This window comes from Nitrosomonas sp. ANs5 (assembly GCF_050584665.1).
Lineage (GTDB): Bacteria > Pseudomonadota > Gammaproteobacteria > Burkholderiales > Nitrosomonadaceae > Nitrosomonas.
Genome location: NZ_JBEUDO010000002.1, coordinates 19,933 through 38,057, shown reverse-complemented (window position 1 = coordinate 38,057; position 18,125 = coordinate 19,933). Strand labels below are relative to the sequence as shown.

Annotated in this window: 19 protein-coding genes and 1 tRNA gene; 15 read left to right on the top strand and 5 right to left on the bottom strand. The window is 54.6% G+C overall.

Annotated elements, in window-relative coordinates:
* Positions 1-37 precede the first annotated feature (37 nt).
* The 4 genes from map to hemW all read left to right on the top strand — a co-directional run bounded on the left by map (position 38) and on the right by hemW (position 3,799).
* The gene (gene map / locus ABTW62_RS00805) at positions 38-844 is read left to right on the top strand and encodes a type I methionyl aminopeptidase (RefSeq protein WP_430902673.1); all 807 of its coding nucleotides are present in this window, start codon (positions 38-40) and stop codon (positions 842-844) included.
* A gap of 63 nt (positions 845-907) precedes the next feature.
* The gene (rph, locus tag ABTW62_RS00800) at positions 908-1,636 is read left to right on the top strand and encodes a ribonuclease PH (protein WP_430902672.1); all 729 of its coding nucleotides are present in this window, start codon (positions 908-910) and stop codon (positions 1,634-1,636) included.
* Positions 1,637-1,837: 201 nt separating this feature from the next.
* Positions 1,838-2,452, top strand: coding sequence for an RdgB/HAM1 family non-canonical purine NTP pyrophosphatase (gene rdgB, locus ABTW62_RS00795; RefSeq protein ID WP_430902671.1), 615 nt, complete (start codon positions 1,838-1,840; stop codon positions 2,450-2,452).
* Between the two features lie 102 nt (positions 2,453-2,554).
* Positions 2,555-3,799 (top strand): radical SAM family heme chaperone HemW, encoded by a 1,245-nt coding sequence (hemW, locus tag ABTW62_RS00790; protein WP_430902670.1) that lies wholly within the window; start codon positions 2,555-2,557, stop codon positions 3,797-3,799.
* 448 nt (positions 3,800-4,247) lie between these two features.
* Here the strand turns inward: hemW and trmB are convergent, their stop codons facing one another.
* The 3 genes from trmB to thiS all read right to left on the bottom strand — a co-directional run bounded on the left by trmB (position 4,248) and on the right by thiS (position 6,036).
* Positions 4,248-4,931 carry a tRNA (guanosine(46)-N7)-methyltransferase TrmB gene (gene trmB / locus ABTW62_RS00785; protein WP_430902669.1) on the bottom strand — a complete coding sequence of 228 codons (684 nt, stop codon included), beginning with the start codon at positions 4,929-4,931 and terminating at the stop codon, positions 4,248-4,250.
* Between the two features lie 30 nt (positions 4,932-4,961).
* On the bottom strand, positions 4,962-5,765 hold the full coding sequence (locus ABTW62_RS00780; RefSeq protein WP_430902668.1) for a thiazole synthase: 804 nt from the start codon (positions 5,763-5,765) through the stop codon (positions 4,962-4,964).
* A gap of 70 nt (positions 5,766-5,835) precedes the next feature.
* On the bottom strand, positions 5,836-6,036 hold the full coding sequence (gene thiS, locus ABTW62_RS00775) for a sulfur carrier protein ThiS (RefSeq protein ID WP_430902667.1): 201 nt from the start codon (positions 6,034-6,036) through the stop codon (positions 5,836-5,838).
* 58 nt (positions 6,037-6,094) lie between these two features.
* On the opposite strand from thiS, the gene ABTW62_RS00770 reads away from it, so the two are divergent.
* The 5 genes from ABTW62_RS00770 to ABTW62_RS00750 all read left to right on the top strand — a co-directional run bounded on the left by ABTW62_RS00770 (position 6,095) and on the right by ABTW62_RS00750 (position 11,799).
* Positions 6,095-6,165, top strand: a tRNA-Gly gene (locus ABTW62_RS00770).
* Between the two features lie 97 nt (positions 6,166-6,262).
* Positions 6,263-6,853, top strand: coding sequence for an ATP-dependent zinc protease family protein (locus tag ABTW62_RS00765; RefSeq protein WP_430902666.1), 591 nt, complete (start codon positions 6,263-6,265; stop codon positions 6,851-6,853).
* Positions 6,850-8,385 carry an inactive transglutaminase family protein gene (locus ABTW62_RS00760; protein ID WP_430902665.1) on the top strand — a complete coding sequence of 512 codons (1,536 nt, stop codon included), beginning with the start codon at positions 6,850-6,852 and terminating at the stop codon, positions 8,383-8,385. The genes ABTW62_RS00765 and ABTW62_RS00760 overlap by 4 nt, the downstream gene beginning before the upstream one ends.
* Position 8,386: 1 nt before the next feature.
* Positions 8,387-9,331, top strand: a complete 945-nt coding sequence (locus ABTW62_RS00755) for an alpha-L-glutamate ligase-like protein (RefSeq protein ID WP_430902664.1) — start codon at positions 8,387-8,389, stop codon at positions 9,329-9,331.
* Positions 9,332-9,441: 110 nt separating this feature from the next.
* Complete coding sequence (locus ABTW62_RS00750; protein WP_430902663.1) at positions 9,442-11,799, top strand: PhoX family protein; 2,358 nt, start codon at positions 9,442-9,444, stop codon at positions 11,797-11,799.
* A gap of 93 nt (positions 11,800-11,892) precedes the next feature.
* Here the strand turns inward: ABTW62_RS00750 and ABTW62_RS00745 are convergent, their stop codons facing one another.
* Both ABTW62_RS00745 and flgA read right to left on the bottom strand, forming a co-directional pair.
* Entirely contained in the window at positions 11,893-12,600 is a 708-nt protein-coding gene (locus tag ABTW62_RS00745; protein ID WP_430902662.1) for a hypothetical protein, read from the bottom strand.
* Positions 12,601-12,735: 135 nt separating this feature from the next.
* Positions 12,736-13,431, bottom strand: a complete 696-nt coding sequence (gene flgA / locus ABTW62_RS00740; RefSeq protein ID WP_430902661.1) for a flagellar basal body P-ring formation chaperone FlgA — start codon at positions 13,429-13,431, stop codon at positions 12,736-12,738.
* Positions 13,432-13,655: 224 nt separating this feature from the next.
* Between flgA and flgB the strand changes: the two genes are divergently transcribed.
* From flgB to flgG, 6 genes are all read left to right on the top strand, one after another.
* A complete protein-coding gene (gene flgB, locus ABTW62_RS00735; RefSeq protein ID WP_430902660.1) occupies positions 13,656-14,069 on the top strand; it encodes a flagellar basal body rod protein FlgB in 414 nt (137 codons plus the stop codon).
* A gap of 2 nt (positions 14,070-14,071) precedes the next feature.
* The gene (gene flgC / locus ABTW62_RS00730; RefSeq protein ID WP_090413377.1) at positions 14,072-14,476 is read left to right on the top strand and encodes a flagellar basal body rod protein FlgC; all 405 of its coding nucleotides are present in this window, start codon (positions 14,072-14,074) and stop codon (positions 14,474-14,476) included.
* A gap of 11 nt (positions 14,477-14,487) precedes the next feature.
* Positions 14,488-15,162: a flagellar hook assembly protein FlgD gene (locus tag ABTW62_RS00725; protein ID WP_430902659.1), complete on the top strand. Its 675-nt coding sequence runs from the start codon at positions 14,488-14,490 to the stop codon at positions 15,160-15,162.
* 15 nt (positions 15,163-15,177) lie between these two features.
* Entirely contained in the window at positions 15,178-16,446 is a 1,269-nt protein-coding gene (gene flgE, locus ABTW62_RS00720) for a flagellar hook protein FlgE (RefSeq protein WP_430902658.1), read from the top strand.
* A gap of 48 nt (positions 16,447-16,494) precedes the next feature.
* Positions 16,495-17,238 (top strand): flagellar basal-body rod protein FlgF, encoded by a 744-nt coding sequence (gene flgF, locus ABTW62_RS00715; protein WP_430902657.1) that lies wholly within the window; start codon positions 16,495-16,497, stop codon positions 17,236-17,238.
* 65 nt (positions 17,239-17,303) lie between these two features.
* The gene (gene flgG, locus ABTW62_RS00710) at positions 17,304-18,086 is read left to right on the top strand and encodes a flagellar basal-body rod protein FlgG (protein ID WP_430902656.1); all 783 of its coding nucleotides are present in this window, start codon (positions 17,304-17,306) and stop codon (positions 18,084-18,086) included.
* Positions 18,087-18,125 lie beyond the last annotated feature (39 nt).

The following is an 18,125-nucleotide window of genomic DNA, read 5'->3' as shown; positions in this document are numbered from 1 at the left end:
ATGTTTATCAAAATCACTGAATGAATCTGGAGTAGGCGTGGCAGTTCATATTAAAACCATCCAAGAAATAGAAACCATGCGTGTGGCCGGAAGGCTGGCGGCAGAAGTGCTGGACTATATTCAGCCCTATGTGGTACCAGGCGTCACGACCGCTGCGCTGGACGAACTTTGTTACAAATATATGGTGGATGTCCAGAAAACGATCCCGGCACCGCTCAATTATGCGCCGCCCGGTTACACTCCGTACCCAAAATCCATTTGTACCTCGGTCAATCATCAGGTTTGTCATGGCATCCCGGGAGATAAAAAGCTCAAGGAAGGTGACGTGGTCAATATCGATGTGACAGTCATCTATAAAGGCTATCACGGCGATACCAGCCGCATGTATTATGTCGGCGAACCTTCCATCCAGGCCAGGCGGCTCTGCGAACTGACATTCGAGGCCATGTGGCGGGGTATCGAGGAAATCCAGCCAGGCAAACGCCTGGGGGATATCGGCCATGTTATCCAGCGTTTGGCCGAAAACGCGGGTTACAGTGTAGTCAAGGAGTTCTGTGGGCATGGTATCGGCGCAAAATTTCATGAAGATCCACAGGTGCTGCACTATGGGCGTCGTGGAACGGGTATCGAACTGAAACCCGGCATGATCTTCACGGTGGAGCCCATGGTCAACGCCGGCAAGGCCGCCATCAAGCCGCTGCCGGATGGTTGGACGGTGATCACCAAGGATCGCAGCCTGTCCGCACAATGGGAACATACCGTCCTGGTAACTGAGGCCGGTCATGAAGTGTTGACCGTTTCCACGGGTGCACCGGACAAACCCAGCTACCGGTTTTCCACCTGACGCTCATCTGCCGGTCTCTGCTATCCAACTTTTCACTTACTTCTTATTTAACAGGCGAGGGATATGCTGCGACACAATCATCGCGCTCCTGACCAGATTCGTCCGGTCAGGATTACGCGCCACTATACTCGTCATGCCGAAGGTTCGGTATTGATCGAGTGTGGTGAAACCAGGGTCATTTGTACGGCCAGTGTGCTCGAAAATGTACCGTCGTTTCTGAAAGGCACGGGCCAGGGATGGCTGACGGCCGAGTATGGCATGCTGCCGCGCTCAACCGGTGAAAGAATGCCGCGGGAGGCTGCAAAAGGCAAACAATCGGGGCGAACGATGGAAATACAGCGGCTGGTCGGCCGGGCACTGCGCGCAGTGCTGGATCTGGACAAGATTGGTGAGCGCACCATTCATATCGATTGCGATGTGATCCAGGCGGATGGCGGCACGCGTACCGCCAGCATCACAGGCGCATTCGTGGCGCTGTGTGATGCGGTTGAATGGCTCACTGCGCAGCAAATGATCGTGGATAACCCGATCCGGGAACAGGTAGCAGCCATCTCGATAGGCATGCTGAATGGACAGCCCTTGCTTGATCTCGATTACGTCGAGGACGCCGGTTGCGATACCGATATGAATATCGTGATGACCAGCAATCTGGGACTGGTGGAAATTCAGGGAACTGCCGAAGGGGCCGCATTCAGCCGCCAGGATTTGCAAGTCATGCTCGATATTGCACAGCAGGGATTGCTGGAATTGTTCAGCTTGCAGAAGCAGGCACTTGGCGCCTTCCAGGCCTGAGGCCAGTCATCAGCAAACCCGGGCCAGTTTGCGGGCCAGCTGGCTCGCTCGTATCCGGCTATCGCTGTGCGATCTGCCATGAATCCGATGGTTGTGCCGCTATCTGATTTTCAGTGCGGTACATTGTATGCACCGCACCACGCGCACTGAACTGAACTTAAGATAGCCCCAGAGGCTATTTTCTAACCCATTGATTGAAAAATGACACCATATCTGAACAAGATTGTCATCGCCAGCAGTAATGCCGGAAAACTGAGAGAAATCGAGAAATTGCTCACGCCATTGGGTATCGAAACCGTTTCCCAGGCATCTTGCGCAATCGGAGAAGTGGAAGAGCCGCATGCCACCTTTGTGGAAAATGCCCTGGCCAAGGCGCGGCATGCCAGTCAGCAGACTGGCTTGCCTGCGCTGGCGGATGATTCGGGGATCTGCGTCAGCGCCCTGGGGGGGGCGCCGGGCGTTTTCTCCGCTCGCTATGCAGGCGAACCCAAATCGGATACACGCAATAATCAGAAACTGGTCGAGACGCTGCGTGCATATGCCGATCGCAGTGCCTATTATTATTGTGTAATGGTATTGCTGCGCCATGCACAAGATCCTCAACCCATCATCGCGGAAGGCGTATGGCAGGGTGAAATCATTCTGGAGCCAAGGGGAGAAGGGGGGTTCGGTTATGATCCATTTTTCTTCCAGCCGGAACTGAACAAAACTTCCGCCGAGCTTTCACTGGAAGAAAAAAATCGTATCAGCCACCGCGGGCAGGCGCTTGCCAAACTGGTTGCAATACTGTCCAAAGATCTGCCGCATCAGGTGTAGTGACGAATGAGCCTGTGTGCTTGTGGCCGAGAAGTCTGCCGTGAATTTCATGCATGTCAATGCGTCCCACTCAGGTTGCCAGACTAACCAAATTTGACCGGTATGAATACAGTTACCCCACTTTTGTCTTTATTAGCCGCGAAGTCTCCTCGGTTAAGGGTGCTGCCTGCGCTGAGTCTTTATATCCATATTCCCTGGTGCGTGCGTAAATGTCCTTATTGCGATTTCAATTCGCATGCGATCAATGAGCGTGATGGCGTACCTGAATCCGAATATGTCGTGGCGCTCAAACGTGATCTCGAGTTGTCGCTGCCGCTGATTTGGGGCCGACCGGTTGTCAGCGTTTTTTTTGGTGGTGGGACACCAAGTGTGTTCAGCGCCGCTTCGATCGATGCGATTCTCTCGCATGTCAGGATGCTGTTACCGCTTGCCCTGGGCGCAGAGATTACGCTGGAAGCCAACCCCGGAACCTTTGAAGCGCAGAAGTTCCAGGATTTTCAGGCGGCCGGCATCAACCGGCTTTCGATCGGCATACAGAGCTTCAACTCTCGCCATCTGCAGGCATTGGGGCGAGTTCATGATGGCGCGGAAGCACGGCGGGCGGCAGAAACGGCCTTGAGGTATTTTGATAATCTCAATCTGGATCTGATGTATGCGTTGCCGCATCAGTCGCTGGCTCAAGCGCGGCAAGATATCGAGTGCGCGGTGATGCTGGGTGCGCCCCATATCTCGGCTTATCATCTGACAATCGAGCCCAATACACCGTTTTACCGCCATCCGCCCCGGTTGCCAGATGAAGAGGATGCGGCTGACATGCAGGGTATGATCGAAACCATGCTGACAGACAACGGCTATCAGCATTATGAAGTATCTGCCTTTGCCCGCCCTGGGCAGCACTGCGTGCACAATATGAACTATTGGCAATATGGCGATTATCTTGGTATTGGCGCGGGCGCGCACAGCAAAATCAGCTTCCAGGATAAAATCTTGCGACATATGCGCTATAAACATCCCCGGCAATATTTGGAACATGCGCTGGCCAGCCAGGCCGATATAAAAGATTTGATTGCGGTGGAGCAGGAAGTGAATGTGCCGGACCGCATTTTTGAATTCATGATGAATGCGCTGCGTATCACGAACGGGTTCGATCCCGGCCTTATACAGGCGCATACCGGCCTGACGACCGCTGCGATGCAGCGGCAACTGGCCGAGGCCGAGCAGCGAGGATTGATCGAATGGCGGCATGACAGCATCCGTCCAACTTTACAGGGCAGGCGTTTTCTCAATGACTTGCTGGAAATATTCTTGCCTCGGCCAGAAAACCAGCATCATGGGTCTGGTCGCTGAACTCGGGAAGCGTTATTCCGGGGTATTGTCGGCCGTTGCAGGCAGGCGATAGATGGCAATAGGCCAGGCGCTGCAACCGCTCTGAATGGCCTTTCGCATGAGCTAGGAGGCTGTCCGAGAATAGACTGATCTACTGCGGACGAGCCTGATTGGCCGGATTTTACGATCCTATTTCGTTAAATAGAACGACTATTCGCCTCAAATGATCGAAAAATCCAACTCAACCAGCCTCGCCCTCGCTACGATCGCTATTCTCGGACAGCCTCCTAGTACTCCGTTCCGTCAATTAGCTTACAAATGAAATCGATGGATTCGCCTGCCAGGCTAGGCGCAAACCGCAGTCATAGCCGTAGCTATGGCGAGGATTTGCAACAACGCATGACAGGCGAAGGCGCGATTTCATGTAAGCGGTTTGGCGGAACGGAGTACTAGGCAGGATCTTGTTGAATTATGCCGGGTTGCGGATGAATATCAGATCCCGGATGGTGTGACCCAGCCGCAGGCCCCGTTGCTCGAATTTGGTCAAGGGGCGATGGTCGGGTCGGGGTGCGTAGTCGGCTGCCGTGTTGGTCAGGCGTGGCTCGTCGCGCAACACTTGCAGCATATGTTCGGCGTAGTGTTCCCAGTCGGTGGCAATATGCAGATAGCCGCCAGGCTTGATTCGGTCGCAGAGCAATGCGATCAAATCGGGCTGAATCAGGCGACGTTTATGGTGCCGAGCCTTGGGCCACGGATCCGGAAAAAAAATATGCACGCCATCCAGCGATTGATTGGGCAGCATCTGTTGTATGGCAGCGACCGCGTCATGCGAGATGATGCGCAGGTTGGTGAGTTGCAGTTTTCTGATCAGGTCAAGCAGGCTGCCGACACCTGGCAGATGTACTTCGATCGCCAGAAAATCCTTATCGGGCTGCTGACTGGCGATGGCGGCGGTGGTTTCCCCCATGCCTGAGCCTATTTCCAGAATCCGGGGTGCCAAGCGTCCGAAAATCTGGTCGAGGTCAATCGCATTTTCAGTAAAGGGTATGCCGTAGATTGGCAGCAGGGTTTCGCAGGCCTGCCGTTGTGCATTCGAAAAATGCCCCTGGCGCAGGACATAGCTCCGAATCGAGCGGGATGGGGATGAGGACAAAGCGGTCAATCGTCCAGGACAACCTGGCGCCTAGTTATTTGCAATCGTGGGGGTGCTCGTGATAATGCCTTCGAGCGGTGAACTCGGACTGGCCTGATAAATTTTCTTGGCCATCCGCCCGGCTAGATAAGCTTCGCGACCCGCCTCCACTGCCTTGCGCATGGCCGAAGCCATCTGCACCGGATTGCGTGCACCCGCAATGGCGGTATTGGTCAATACCCCATCACAGCCGAGCTCCATCGCGATGGCAGCATCCGAAACGGTGCCGACGCCGGCATCCACCAGTACGGGTACCCGCGCATGGTCTATGATGATTTGTAGATTCCAAGGGTTGAGAATCCCCATGCCGGATCCGATCAGGGAGGCCAGCGGCATGATGGCAACGCAGCCAACTTCTTCCAGTTGTTTGGCGACGATCGGGTCATCCGAGGTATAGACCATAACCTGAAAACCTTCCTTGACCAGGATTTTTGCCGCTTCGAGCGTGGCAACGACATCTGGAAACAGGGTTTGCTGATCCCCCAGCACTTCCAGTTTGACCAGGGAGTGTCCGTCCAGCAGTTCGCGTGCCAGGCGCAAGGTGCGCACTGCTTCTTTGGCGGTATAGCAGCCAGCGGTATTGGGAAGCAGTGTGAATTGGGATGGGGGCAGGGCATCCAGCAGATTGGGTGCATCCGGATTTTGGCCGATATTGGTGCGGCGTATCGCTACCGTAATGATTTGCGCGCCGCTTGCTTCGACCGCGGCGCGGGTTTCAGTGAAATCCTTGTACTTTCCTGTCCCGACCAATAGCCGAGAGCTGTAACTTGTACCAGCTATGACGAGTGGATCCATAAAATATTTCAATGATTACGTTTGATTATCAGGCTGTCCTGGACAAGCGGGATTCAGTTACTTGCGCGTATCAGCCACCACCGACTGCCACGATGATTTCGAGCTGGTCGCCTTCGCCTAAAATTTGCTCAGGATACTTGCTGCGGGGAATGATTTCCCCGTTGTATTCGATGGCAATGCGTTTGTTTTGTAATGACAGGCACTCGATCAGCTGTTGCATATTCATCGGGCCGTCAAAACTTTGCAATTGACCGTTGATCGTGAGTTGCATAGTTTTAAAAATACCGCAGTTAAGGTAGACTTTAATGATAAGCTAATCATTCTAGCATGCGGGTGTAGCTCAATGGTAGAGCAGAAGCTTCCCAAGCTTAAGACGAGGGTTCGATTCCCTTCACCCGCTCAATGTCAATGTATTTACGTCTGTCAGTCCAGGCCAGGTCGATCCAGACTGAAAACAAATTTTAAACCCTACTACTGAATATATCAGAAATCCGATAATGACTAGTCTAGCCAAGCGTGTACTGTCTGCCGCGATTGCACTGCTGCTGTTGCTGATGCCTTATGGCATGGCATCGGCCGAGAAAACCGTTGCAACGCCCGATACCCTGAAAATTCTTGGCTGGGTCGAGTTTGTGCGATTGGAACCATGGGGATTGAAAACCCGGGCACGCCTGGACACTGGTGCCAATACTTCTTCCATGAGCGCGCGCGATATCCATGTGTTCAAGAAAAACGGCAAACGGTGGGCCAGATTTACTTTCGATTTCAAAACCGCTAAAGATGAACGCTCGATTGAAATCGAACGGCCGTTGATCCGTTTGGTGAAAATCAAGCAGCACAGCGGGCCTCCTCAGGAGCGTCCCGTGGTCAGCATGGATATTTGCCTGGCCGATGAAGTGCGAACAATTGAATTCAGCCTGATCGACCGCCGCGCCCTCAATTATCCTATATTGCTTGGACGCAAGGCACTCGCTGGCTATGCGCTGGTTGATTCTGCAAATGCTTATCTGAACAAGGCAGGATGTGGCCATGAGAAAAAAAAGAAAATGAAAGACAGTGATGTGGCCAGTCCAGGAGCAGCTGAATGAGGCAACTGCATCTATTGTTGTTGACATTGTTTCTATGCGTGGCAGGACTGGGGCTGGCCTATTACAAAGTCGAAGTGCTCGGCTTGCCCTTGACGACCTCCGATCAGGCCGAAGTCTGGAGTATCGAGGCGCGTATCAGTTTCCGGGCTAAGCCTGACACTGCCATTAAGGTAACGCTGCCATTGCCACACAATCCCACTGGCTATGCCATCCTCGACGAGGATTTTGTGGGCGCCAATTACGGCCTGGCAACCGAGCAGGATGAGCGCGGGCGGGTGGCGCTGTGGGCAAAACGGCGCGCCCAAGGCAAGCAGTTGTTATTTTACCGGGCGGTGTTGTTCGAGGACGAGGAGATGGTCCCCAAACCGAGCGCCCCCCCTGCTTATCCTAAAGTGCCTGATTATTCGGAAAATCTGGCGCCTGTCATTCAGGGGCTGCTCGAAAAGGCACGGCAGCAATCAGCCGATACCGTTTCTTTTTCGCGGCGTGTGATCGAGCAATTGAACGCAGAGAAGCCTGCACCTGAGTTGAAGCTGCTGCTGGAGCATATCGGCCGTTCCCGCAATTTCGCCAAAAGTGTTGGCTGGTTGTTGGCCGGTGCCCGCATTCCGTCGCGGGTTGTGCGTGGCTTGCGGCTGCAGAACGGCAAGGATTATTCTGATCTGGAGTCGTTTCTGCAAGTCTATGACGGCGAGCAATGGCGGTCGCTCAATATCCGGGATGGCCAGGAAGGATTACCGCCAAATTTTGTAGTGTGGCAAATCGATGACGATAAAAACTTTTCTACCGAAGGCGCGACTGAAGTCAGCATACAGTATTCAGTCGCCAGTACCTTGCGGGAAATCATTGATATTGCCGGGAGCCGTGCGGCGGAGCAAGGCTCGCACTTGATAGATTTCTCGCTCTATTCATTGCCGGTACACACCCAGAATGTTTACAAGATTTTGCTGATGGTACCATTGGGTGCACTGGTCGTCGTGCTCATGCGCAATCTTATCGGGGTCAAGACATTTGGTACATTCATGCCGGTGCTGATCGCGCTGGCCTTTCGAGAAACAGAGCTGCTGTGGGGGATTGTTTTGTTCGGTTTGATTGTCGGCATGGGGTTATTGCTGCGCGCCTATGTCGAGCAGCTGAAACTGCTGCTGGTGCCGCGGCTGGCCGCGGTGCTGACCATGGTGGTGCTGCTCATGGCGGGCATCAGTGTCATCATGCATAAGCTCGGACTCGAAATGGGGCTGTCGGTGGCTCTGTTCCCGATGGTGATCATGACCATGACCATCGAGCGTATGTCTTTGACCTGGGAAGAGGCTGGCCCCATGGAAGCTTTCAAGCAAGTGACGGGCAGTCTGCTGGTGGCCATCATTGGTTACCTGGCGATGAATATCAATGAGCTGCAATATATGTTTTTCGTTTTCCCGGAACTGCTGCTGGTCGTTCTGGCTGGGATATTGCTGCTTGGCCGTTATTCGGGCTACCGGCTGACCGAGCTCTGGCGCTTCCGCGCATTCCTAAGCAATAAAGCGTCATAGTATGTTTGGCATTTGGTCCAAGCTCAGGCGGTTGGGTATCGTTGGCATGAACCAGCGTAACGCCGACTATATCCTGCGTTATAACAAACGTTCGCTCTACCCGCTGGTGGATGACAAATTGCGTACCAAATATCTGGCGATCGAGTCCGGCATTGCCGTGCCGACGCTGTACGGCGTGATCGAGATCCAGCATGATGTCGCCAATCTTCCCAATATCGTCAAGGACCATCACGATTTCGTCATCAAGCCCGCTCATGGTTCGGGTGGAAATGGTATCTGTGTGATCACCGGGCGCCTCAACGAACGTTACCGGCAGAATAACGGCGATTTGTTGACCGAGGATGCAATTGGATATCACATATCGAATATCCTGAGCGGCCTCTACAGTCTCGGTGGCCAGCCCGATCAAGCACTGATTGAATACCGGGTCAAGTTCGATCCATTGTTCGAGGCCGTATCCTTCCGGGGTGTACCGGATATTCGCACGATTGTGTTCAGGGGCGTGCCCGTCGCATGCATGGTGCGTTTGCCGACCCGAATGTCGGATGGCAAGGCCAATCTGCATCAGGGCGCGGTCGGCGCCGGCATCGATTTGGCGACCGGCCGCACGACTCATGCAGTTTGGCAGAACAGTCCGGTCACCCAGCATCCCGATACCGGCGCGATGATCAGAGGATTGGAAATTCCTCATTGGCACAAGCTGTTGACACTGGCGGCGCAATGTCATGATTTGGTGGGGCTGGGGTACCTGGGGGTGGATGTGGTGCTTGATCGCGATCTGGGTCCGCTGATACTGGAGCTGAATGCGCGGCCGGGCTTGTCCATCCAAATTGCCAATGGCAGAGGGCTGAACAATGTCCTGGCGCAAATAGAAAAAATGGAGACGATTCCCTCCTCGGCTGCAGAGCGGGCTACATTGGGTCAGGCCTTATCCCTGGGCAATTGATCTGGTTGCTTGCCAGGCTTCATTTTTCTGAAATGTAGCCGTCATGGCAGCTTCACTTTCGTTCGTTATGGTAGCAACTCCTCGGTTAACACTGATCAATGGAGAACACCATGAACGACAAAGAAAATTTCCTAACTGAAATCGATAGCGGCGATGAGCCGTTGAGTAATCGTTCCGACAACGAACATTTTGTATCCATCCTTGAAAGGAGATTGTCTCGCCGGGAGGTTTTGACCGGCAGTCTGGGGGCTGCCGTGGCGACCGTATTCGGTCTACCCGGCCTGGTTGAACAGGCTGAAGCCAAAAAATTTCCCTCTACCACCGGCTTGCCTGTTCCGGCCAAGCCCTCGTTTTCCCTGAACCCCGTTTTGAATTTTGAGGCAATTCCGGTTTCCCGCTCAGATACCGCTGTCATTCCGCAAGGCTACAAGGCGCAGGCGCTGATTCCCTGGGGGGAACCGCTAACCGGCAGCTACCCGGAATTCGATTCAATCGATGGTAATAGCGGTGAGGAGCAGGAACAGCAGGTCGGTTCGCATCACGACGGCATGCATTATTTTCCGTTCAACGACGATCCCAATGGTCATGGTTTGTTGTGTGTGAATCATGAGTATGTCGATCAGCGTGTATTGCATCCAGCCGGACCCAGCTTTGTGGACGGGATGCGTCCTACCGATGAAGTCAGAAAAGAAATTGCAGCGCATGGCGTGAGTGTTGTAGAACTGCAGAAAAATTCAGCGAGTGGTGCATGGCATGTTATCAGGGGCGCCTATAACCGTCGAATCACGGCGGGCACTGAAATGGCAATCAGTGGGCCTGTGCGTGGCAGCGACTTGGTCAAGACCCGGTTCAGTCCGGATGGGACTCGGGCGCGCGGCACGATCAACAACTGCGCGCATGGCTATACCGCCTGGAACACCTATCTGACTTGCGAAGAAAACTGGGCAGGTTACTTCAACAACCAGATCAAGCAGGTGCGTGCCGATGCGCTGTTGAACTGGTTCGAGGCCAACGAACCGGGCCGTTACCCTGGGCCCAAGGTTTCTTTCACCCAAGGCCGTTACTACGCACGTTATTATCCCGAGACCGATCGCATTATCGGCATCTTCGATGAGATACACGATCAGAAGGTGACCAACCATGTTTATACCCAGCTTGGCTCGACCTTCAATGATGAGGAACGCGAATCGCTTGGAACGATGGCCATTTTATTGGCCCGTGCCGGCATTCGGGATGATCTGGAATTGACGCAGCCACGTGAATTCAGCCGCTATGGTGTGAGAACGACGGGTAGCCGCTATAGCTGGGAAAAGGCGCAAAGTGGGGAAGATCACTATGTGCGCTTCGATGCTTCAATCAAAGGCAGCCGGGCAACCCGGGACTATCGCAACGAGCCCAACACAATGGGCTGGGTGGTGGAGATTGATCCGTTCGATCCCAACAGCATGCCCAAGAAACGGACCGCACTGGGCCGCTTTGCGCATGAAGGCTGCTGGATGGCTCCGCCCCAACCGGGCAAGCCGGTGGTGTTTTACATGGGCGATGATGCCAGGGATGAGTATATCTACAAATTCGTGACCAAGGCGCGTTACAACAGTCAGCACGACAACCGCGATATCCTGGACGAGGGCACGCTTTATGTCGCGCGCTTCTATGACAATGGAACCGGTGAATGGCTGGCGCTGGATATCAATGACCGCTATTTCCGCGCGATGTCCATCAGCAAGGGCATCTATTTCCTGGATCAGGCCGATGTGCTGGTCAATACCCGCCTGGCAGCCGATGTGGTCGGCGCAACCAAAATGGACCGCCCGGAATGGGGTGCAGTGCATCCCCAGACACGGGAAGTCTATATGACACTGACTAACAACAGTAACCGCACGGCCGATAATGTCGATGCTGCTAATCCACGCGGCCCCAATCCTTATGGCCATATCATCCGCTGGCGCGAACGCGGCAACCAGTCCTGGGCCACCCGCTTCGAGTGGGATCTGTTCGTGCTGGCTGGACCTGAGTTTGACAGCCAGATTCTGCCAGGGCAGGGCGGCCCAGGTCTGACCCAGGACAATATTTTTGCCAGCCCCGATGGCCTGTGGATCGATCAGAACGGCATACTCTGGATCCAAACCGATATGAGCGGTGCCCAGCAAGCGCAAGGTCCATTCGGCGCCAATGCCATGCTGGCTGCCAATCCGGTCACCGGTGAAATCAAGCGCTTCCTGTCCGGTCCGGTCGAACAGGAAACGACGGGTGTGGTGTCAACGCCGGATGGCAAAACCCTGTTTGTCAATTTCCAGCATCCTGGTGATCGTTCATTGCCAGGTCAGTTCACCAGCAACTGGCCGGACAGCGGTGCAGTCTACAGACATCCGAGCCAGGCAATCGTCGTGGCTGATCCCAATGGACCCCGTCCCCGTTCGGCAACGTTAGTCATTACGCGTGAAGATGACGGAGTGGTCGGGTTGTAACGGGAGCGTCCCAGTCTCCGGTGTGATCGCAGGATCAAGTGGTTTTTCAATCGCTTGATCCTGTGTGTTTATGCAATTGTCTTGGTTGTTGGGCTACCGCTCGTCAGTGGTGCCAATATGCACTGCCGGAAAAACGTCGCGATTCAGACTGAGGGTTAATTTTGGCTTGAACTGCAAGCTGATGGCGCACTGAAAGCGACCCAGGTTAATGAAGAATAGCGAACCGATGATCCTGCTGCCCAATCGCTTATGGGCCTGCAATGAGGTGATGTTGTAGTAGTTGATCCTGCTGTAGACATGTTCAATGCCGCGCTGCCGCATGACCTTGTTCGCTTCATCCCATAATTTGGCGAATACATAGGAAAATCGGTATTTGGGTAAAACAAATACATCGTAATCCCAGGCCGCCCGTCCTTTGGGTTGCAGAATATAAGTGCAGCGGACTTCATCTTCCTGATATTTGTCGAAATTCAGCCATAAATTACCTGAAAATTGTTCGCTTTTACAGGCGGAAAAACAGTGACCACCGTTGGCGAAACGTTTCTGCAATACGGAAAAAGGTCTGTCCATCTGCTGTAGCAGAGGATGATCGGGTCCGATCTGAACAATCTCGATATCCCGACCTTTATCGACTGGAACGAGGCAATCCTGGCTTACCGGTTGTTGGGTAATGTAATATTTATGCAGTATCAGCTTCTTGAAACTGATCTGGTATAACAATCGATCGAAAATATAGAGCAGCGTGTCCTTGGTCCCCAGTTCGCTCGACGTTTTCTTTATCCTGTAAAACATTTGATTCATATTATTACCTTGGATCGGGGCTGTCAGCCGGCGAGCTTTGGCGACAGCCTGTAATTTCTACTCACCCAACCGACGACGGATTATTCCCGGCCGCATGTATCGACTGGAAATGTTTGGAAGCATACGCCATTTTTGCTATGGCCTGACTTCAACACTGCCATCTGCGCGCGCGATCCCACTGATGATCCGGCCGGCCGGGTTGCGTACCTGTACCATTTCTCCACTCGCGGCTGAGGTCAGCGCATCGCCTTCGGTGCTGACTGTGAATCCCAAGCCGGTCACGATCAGCTGAACCTTCTGGCCGCGCGTAATGACGTGCGGGGCGCGCAGGTGTCGCTGGCGCAAGGGCTGGCCGGCAGCGATCGAACTGGTTGCCATTTTACCTGCCGCTTGTCCGGCATCGCTGAGTATATCTTGCGGCAAGCGCACCAGATCGGCTTCATGCATGCTTATATCGTCGCTACCCAAAAGCTTGCCCTTGCGAATCGGCCGGGTTGCATGCGCGATGGGAGCGATGACCTCGATTTCGACCGGCACATAAAGCGTCCAACTGGATGCATCCTGGCAACGCACACCGACCGAGAATCTTCCCCATACTCGTCCGCCGGCCGGCAGGAAGGTTTCGAGCTGTTGGCAGGGCTGATGGGTGCGGCGTGAATCAAGCCTGCTGGACTTGATAATCACCCTGCCGGGTAAGTCACGTCCCTGCTCATGGACGAAAGCTTCCACCGCTTCGAGAATCGCGCTGACCGGTGAGGGATTGCTGGCATGCACCAGCACGGGCGTCAATAAACAGAAAAGACCCCATAGCAGGGGGAGGGTTTTAATCATATTGGGTTGAGCATCCAGGTTGTTGCCCCGGGCGCAGGGTAATTTTTGCCGGTAGCGGCAATTTTTGCCGCCTGCCCTGCATGGTAGTGCCGTGGCCGGTAAGTTAAAGCCGGAACTGAAACAGGTTACCGGGTTTGTTCCGGCAATTGAGCATATATTATCGTCAATAAATTCTGGCATGGTTCATGCTTGAGATAAGAGTGACGATCTCGTAGGAGTCATTCATGATCAACAAGCTAGACAATACCCTGAATTTTCATCACAAGGCCCTCAATGTGCGGGCAGCCAGGCAGGAACTGCTGGCCGGCAATATCGCCAATGCCGATACGCCCGGTTTCAAGGCGCGGGATGTCAAATTTGCGCAAGCCTTGCAGCATGTGCTTTCGTCGAATCCTGCCCAGCAAGGCTTGACGACCACATCCCCACGGCATATCAATCCCGTCGGCTACCGATCGATCGGTACTACCCAGGCGCAGTATCGCGTGCCGCAGCAGCCCAGTATCGATGGCAATACCGTCGATATGGATACCGAGCGGATGCAGTTCGCCGACAATTCCATCCAGTACGACGCCGGGCTGACTTTTATCAATAATCAGATCCGGGTCTTGTTATCCGCCATCAGAGAAGGAAACGTTTAATCATGTCGCTATTCAGTGTCTTCGATATTTCGGGCTCGGCCATGGCCGCCCAGTCGCAACGGCTCAACGTGGTGGCCAGCAATCTGGCCAACGCGGACAGCGTGACCAATTCATCAGGTGAACCCTATCGCGCCCGGCAGGTGGTATTCAGCACCCTTAATACCTCGGCCAAACTGGCCAAGGGTGTCAAGGTCGCCGGCGTGGTCCATGATCCGTCACCGATGAAGGTGGCCTATAACCCCAAGCATCCCATGGCGGATGACAATGGCTATGTCACCACCCCCAACGTCAATGTGGTGGATGAAATGGTCAACATGATGTCGGCTTCGCGTTCCTACCAGAACAGCGTCGACATGATGAATACGACTAAGACATTGTTGCAGAAATCACTTTCAATCGGTCAATAAGGGAGTCAGGCATGACCCAGGTAGATCAAGCAAATTCCAGTATTTCCCAGCTGCTGGCCTCGCATGGCGGCAGCATCCAGAGCGCGCGCAAAAGCGAGGAAGATCCCCAGGAGCGGTTTCTCAAGCTGCTGGTCACGCAAATGCAGAACCAGGATCCACTCAGTCCGATGGACAATGCCGAGGTGACCAGCCAGCTGGCCCAGATCAGTACCGTCAACGGCATCGAGAAGCTGAATGGCACGCTGGAACAACTGGTGGCCAATTCCGATGCCAAGCGTTCGCTTGAGGCAGCGACCATGATCGGCCGCAGTGTGCTGGTGCCGGGCACCTCGATGGCGCTAGAGAACCACGCGGGCGTCGGTGGATTTGAATTGAGCGAGCCGGTCGACAAACTGGTCATCACCATCAAGGACAGCGCCGGTATTGCGGTACGCGACATGGATCTCGGGCCGCAGGCGGCGGGCGTCAGCACCTTCGTCTGGAACGGCGTCGCCAACAGCGGTGATGAGGCTGCTCCGGGGCGCTACAGTTTCGCCGTGAAAGCACTGCGTGGCGATCAGGAAGTGGCCGCTTCGGCCCTGGCATTTGGCACGGTCGAGAGCGCTTCGCTCGGTGCCAATGGCGTGGCGCTGGGCGTTGGTGAGCTCGGTTATAGCAGTATGACAGACATCAAAAAAATATTCTGAGACAGGAGATAAACGATGGGATTTCAACATGGATTGAGTGGATTGAAAGCTGCTTCGACCAAACTGGAGGTGGTCGGTAACAATATCGCCAATGTTAATGTGGTCGGTTTCAAGCAGTCACAGGCGCAGTTCAGCGACGTGTTCGCCAACTCGCTCGGCGGCGCTTCTGGCAGCAACCATGTCGGCATCGGCACGCGGGTATCGACAATCGCCCAGGAATTCTCGCAGGGCAATATCACCATGTCCAACAATCCGCTCGATATCGCGATAGCGGGCAAGGGTTTTTTCCGCATGAACGACAACGGCGCCATTAGCTACACGCGCAACGGTCAGTTTCAGCTCGACAAGGATGGTTTTCTGGTGAATGCGGACAACATTAATGTCACCGGCTATCCCGCCAACGCGAACGGTCAAATCATCACCACCGCCCCGGCCAATCTGCAGCTTTCCACCGCCGAATTGACGCCCCAGGCAACCCAGAGCTTTGGGCTCGGCGTCAATCTCGATTCACGCACGGATGTCCCGGCACCTTTGCCAGCATTTGATGCCACCAATCCGGCGACCTATGCCAACTCAACCTCGGGCGCGATTTACGACAGCCTGGGTAACTCTCATACATTGACATTTTATTTTCAGAAAATTGATGCATCCGCGCCTCCGCTTGTGCAGAGTAACTGGAATGTATACGCTGCCTTGAACGGTGATATCAACGATGTGGAGCTTGCTGGCGCCGCTGCTGGTGCCCCATTACCAATAAGTTTTGATGGGAATGGTGCATTAACACTACCCGCTGCCCCGATTGAGGTTTCGGTAACGCTTCCTCCAGTATTGGGTGCAAATTCACCATTTAACTTTAAGCTCGACTTGACCAGTTCCACCCAGTTTGGCAGCCAGTTCGGTGTCAACAAGATGAGCCAGGATGGTTTCACCTCGGGACGGCTGGCCGGTTTCAGTGTCGGGGACGATGGAGTGATACAGGGCAACTACACCAATGGTGTCAACCGGGCGATGGGTCAGGTCGTGCTGGCCAATTTCGCCAACCCCAATGGCTTGCGTCCACTCGGGCGCAACCAGTGGGTGGAGACCGGTGAATCGGGTCTGCCGCTGGTGGGCGTGCCGCTCAGTGGCACATTGGGCGCGCTCCAGTCGGCCGCCATCGAGGAATCGAATGTCGATCTGACCAACGAGCTGGTCAGCCTCATCACCGCCCAGCGCGTCTATCAGGCCAATGCCAAAACCATCCAGACCCAGGACACAGTGCTGCAGACCCTGGTCAATATCTGATGAGCACATGCTGCAGGCATACAAGCAATTGTTGACGAGGAAACGCATATGGACCGATTGATCTATACCGCCATGACCGGCGCCTTGCATACCATGACCCAGCAGGCCACGGTGGCACACAATCTGGCGAATGCCTCGACGACCGGCTACCGTTCGCAAACCGATGCCTTTCGGGCTGTGCCGGTATTCGGCGATGGTCTGCCGACCCGGGCATTCGTGCTGGACGCGACCACCGGTGCAGATTTCGCGCCGGGCATTGTGAATGAAACGGGGCGGGCACTCGATGTTGCGATCGAAGGCGAGGGCTGGATCGCCGTCCAGTTGGAAGACGGTAAGGAAGCCTATACGCGTCATGGTAACTTGCAACTGGATGCCAATGGCGTGCTCATGACCCGTCAGGGATTCGAGGTCAAGGGCGATACCGGAGCCATCGCCATTCCTCCCGAGAGCCGGGTCACGATCGCCAAGGATGGCACTGTCTCGGTATTGCCGAGCGATCCGAAAATCACGGCCGTGTCGATCATCGGCCGCATCAAGCTGGTCAATCCGCCGGCAGCACAGCTGATCAAGGGCGATGACGGCTTGTTTCGTCTGCGTGACGGGGGTGAAGCGCCGGTCGATCCGGAGGTGGTGCTGGTCGACCGTGCACTCGAGGGCAGCAATGTCAACGCCATCAGCGAGATGGTCAAGATGATTTCACTCGCGCGGCAATACGACATGCAAATCAAGATCCTCGAAAGTGCCCAGCAAAATGCCCAGCAGGCGAGTGAGATCATGGTGCTGCGAGGCTGAAAACAGTGAAGATAAGTACCTTACTGCCAAAAATAATTTTTCAATCTTGAACAAAGGATAGCAACATGGTTCGTGCCTTATGGATATCAAAAACCGGTCTGGATGCCCAGCAGACCAAAATGGACGTGATCGCCAACAATCTGGCCAACGTTAGCACCAATGGCTTCAAGCGGATGCGGCCGGTTTTCGAGGACTTGCTTTACCAGACCCTGCGCCAGCCCGGTGCGCAGTCATCCGAGATCACCCGCCTGCCTTCCGGATTGCAGATGGGCACTGGGGTGCGGCCGGTGGCGACCGAGAATATCACCTTGCAGGGAAACCTGCAGCAAACCGGCAATCCGCGCGATGTCGCGATCCAGGGCGAAGGCTTTTTCCAGATTCTGCTGCCGGATGGCACCCTGGCCTATACCCGCGATGGCGCTTTCCAGTCGGATCAGGATGGCCAGCTCGTGACCGCTAGCGGCTTTATCGTGCAGCCGGGCATCGTCATTCCGCCCGATGCCACCAGCATCACCATTGCACGTGATGGTACCGTCTCGACCCAAATGCCGGGAGTGGCCGCGCCAGTGCCAGTCGGCAACTTACAATTGATCCGTTTCATCAATCCGGCCGGTCTCCAGCGTTTCGGCGAAAACCTGTATCTCGAGACGGCCACCAGCGGCGTGCCCAACCCGGAGATTCCGGGCGTCAACGGCATGGGGCTGCTCAACCAGGGGTTTGTGGAAACCTCCAACGTCAATGTGGTGGAAGAACTGGTCGAAATGATCCAGACCCAGCGCGCCTATGAAATCAACTCGAGATCAATCCAGACCTCCGATCAGATGCTGCAGAGACTGGCGCAACTGTGAGAACGCGGGGTTCGCTAGCTATGTCCCTTCGTTCAACTT

Bases quoted from the DNA above. Each gene is read 5' to 3' on its own strand.
- rph (WP_430902672.1), top strand. From the start codon at position 908: ATGCTGCGACACAATCATCGCGCTCCTGACCAGATTCGTCCGGTCAGG.
- rdgB (WP_430902671.1), top strand. From the start codon at position 1,838: ATGACACCATATCTGAACAAGATTGTCATCGCCAGCAGTAATGCCGGA.
- hemW (WP_430902670.1), top strand. From the start codon at position 2,555: ATGAATACAGTTACCCCACTTTTGTCTTTATTAGCCGCGAAGTCTCCT.
- ABTW62_RS00780 (WP_430902668.1), bottom strand. From the start codon at position 5,765: ATGGATCCACTCGTCATAGCTGGTACAAGTTACAGCTCTCGGCTATTG.
- thiS (WP_430902667.1), bottom strand. From the start codon at position 6,036: ATGCAACTCACGATCAACGGTCAATTGCAAAGTTTTGACGGCCCGATG.
- ABTW62_RS00765 (WP_430902666.1), top strand. From the start codon at position 6,263: ATGACTAGTCTAGCCAAGCGTGTACTGTCTGCCGCGATTGCACTGCTG.
- ABTW62_RS00760 (WP_430902665.1), top strand. From the start codon at position 6,850: ATGAGGCAACTGCATCTATTGTTGTTGACATTGTTTCTATGCGTGGCA.
- ABTW62_RS00755 (WP_430902664.1), top strand. From the start codon at position 8,387: ATGTTTGGCATTTGGTCCAAGCTCAGGCGGTTGGGTATCGTTGGCATG.
- ABTW62_RS00750 (WP_430902663.1), top strand. From the start codon at position 9,442: ATGAACGACAAAGAAAATTTCCTAACTGAAATCGATAGCGGCGATGAG.
- ABTW62_RS00745 (WP_430902662.1), bottom strand. From the start codon at position 12,600: ATGAATCAAATGTTTTACAGGATAAAGAAAACGTCGAGCGAACTGGGG.
- flgA (WP_430902661.1), bottom strand. From the start codon at position 13,431: ATGATTAAAACCCTCCCCCTGCTATGGGGTCTTTTCTGTTTATTGACG.
- flgB (WP_430902660.1), top strand. From the start codon at position 13,656: ATGATCAACAAGCTAGACAATACCCTGAATTTTCATCACAAGGCCCTC.
- flgC (WP_090413377.1), top strand. From the start codon at position 14,072: ATGTCGCTATTCAGTGTCTTCGATATTTCGGGCTCGGCCATGGCCGCC.
- ABTW62_RS00725 (WP_430902659.1), top strand. From the start codon at position 14,488: ATGACCCAGGTAGATCAAGCAAATTCCAGTATTTCCCAGCTGCTGGCC.
- flgE (WP_430902658.1), top strand. From the start codon at position 15,178: ATGGGATTTCAACATGGATTGAGTGGATTGAAAGCTGCTTCGACCAAA.
- flgF (WP_430902657.1), top strand. From the start codon at position 16,495: ATGGACCGATTGATCTATACCGCCATGACCGGCGCCTTGCATACCATG.
- flgG (WP_430902656.1), top strand. From the start codon at position 17,304: ATGGTTCGTGCCTTATGGATATCAAAAACCGGTCTGGATGCCCAGCAG.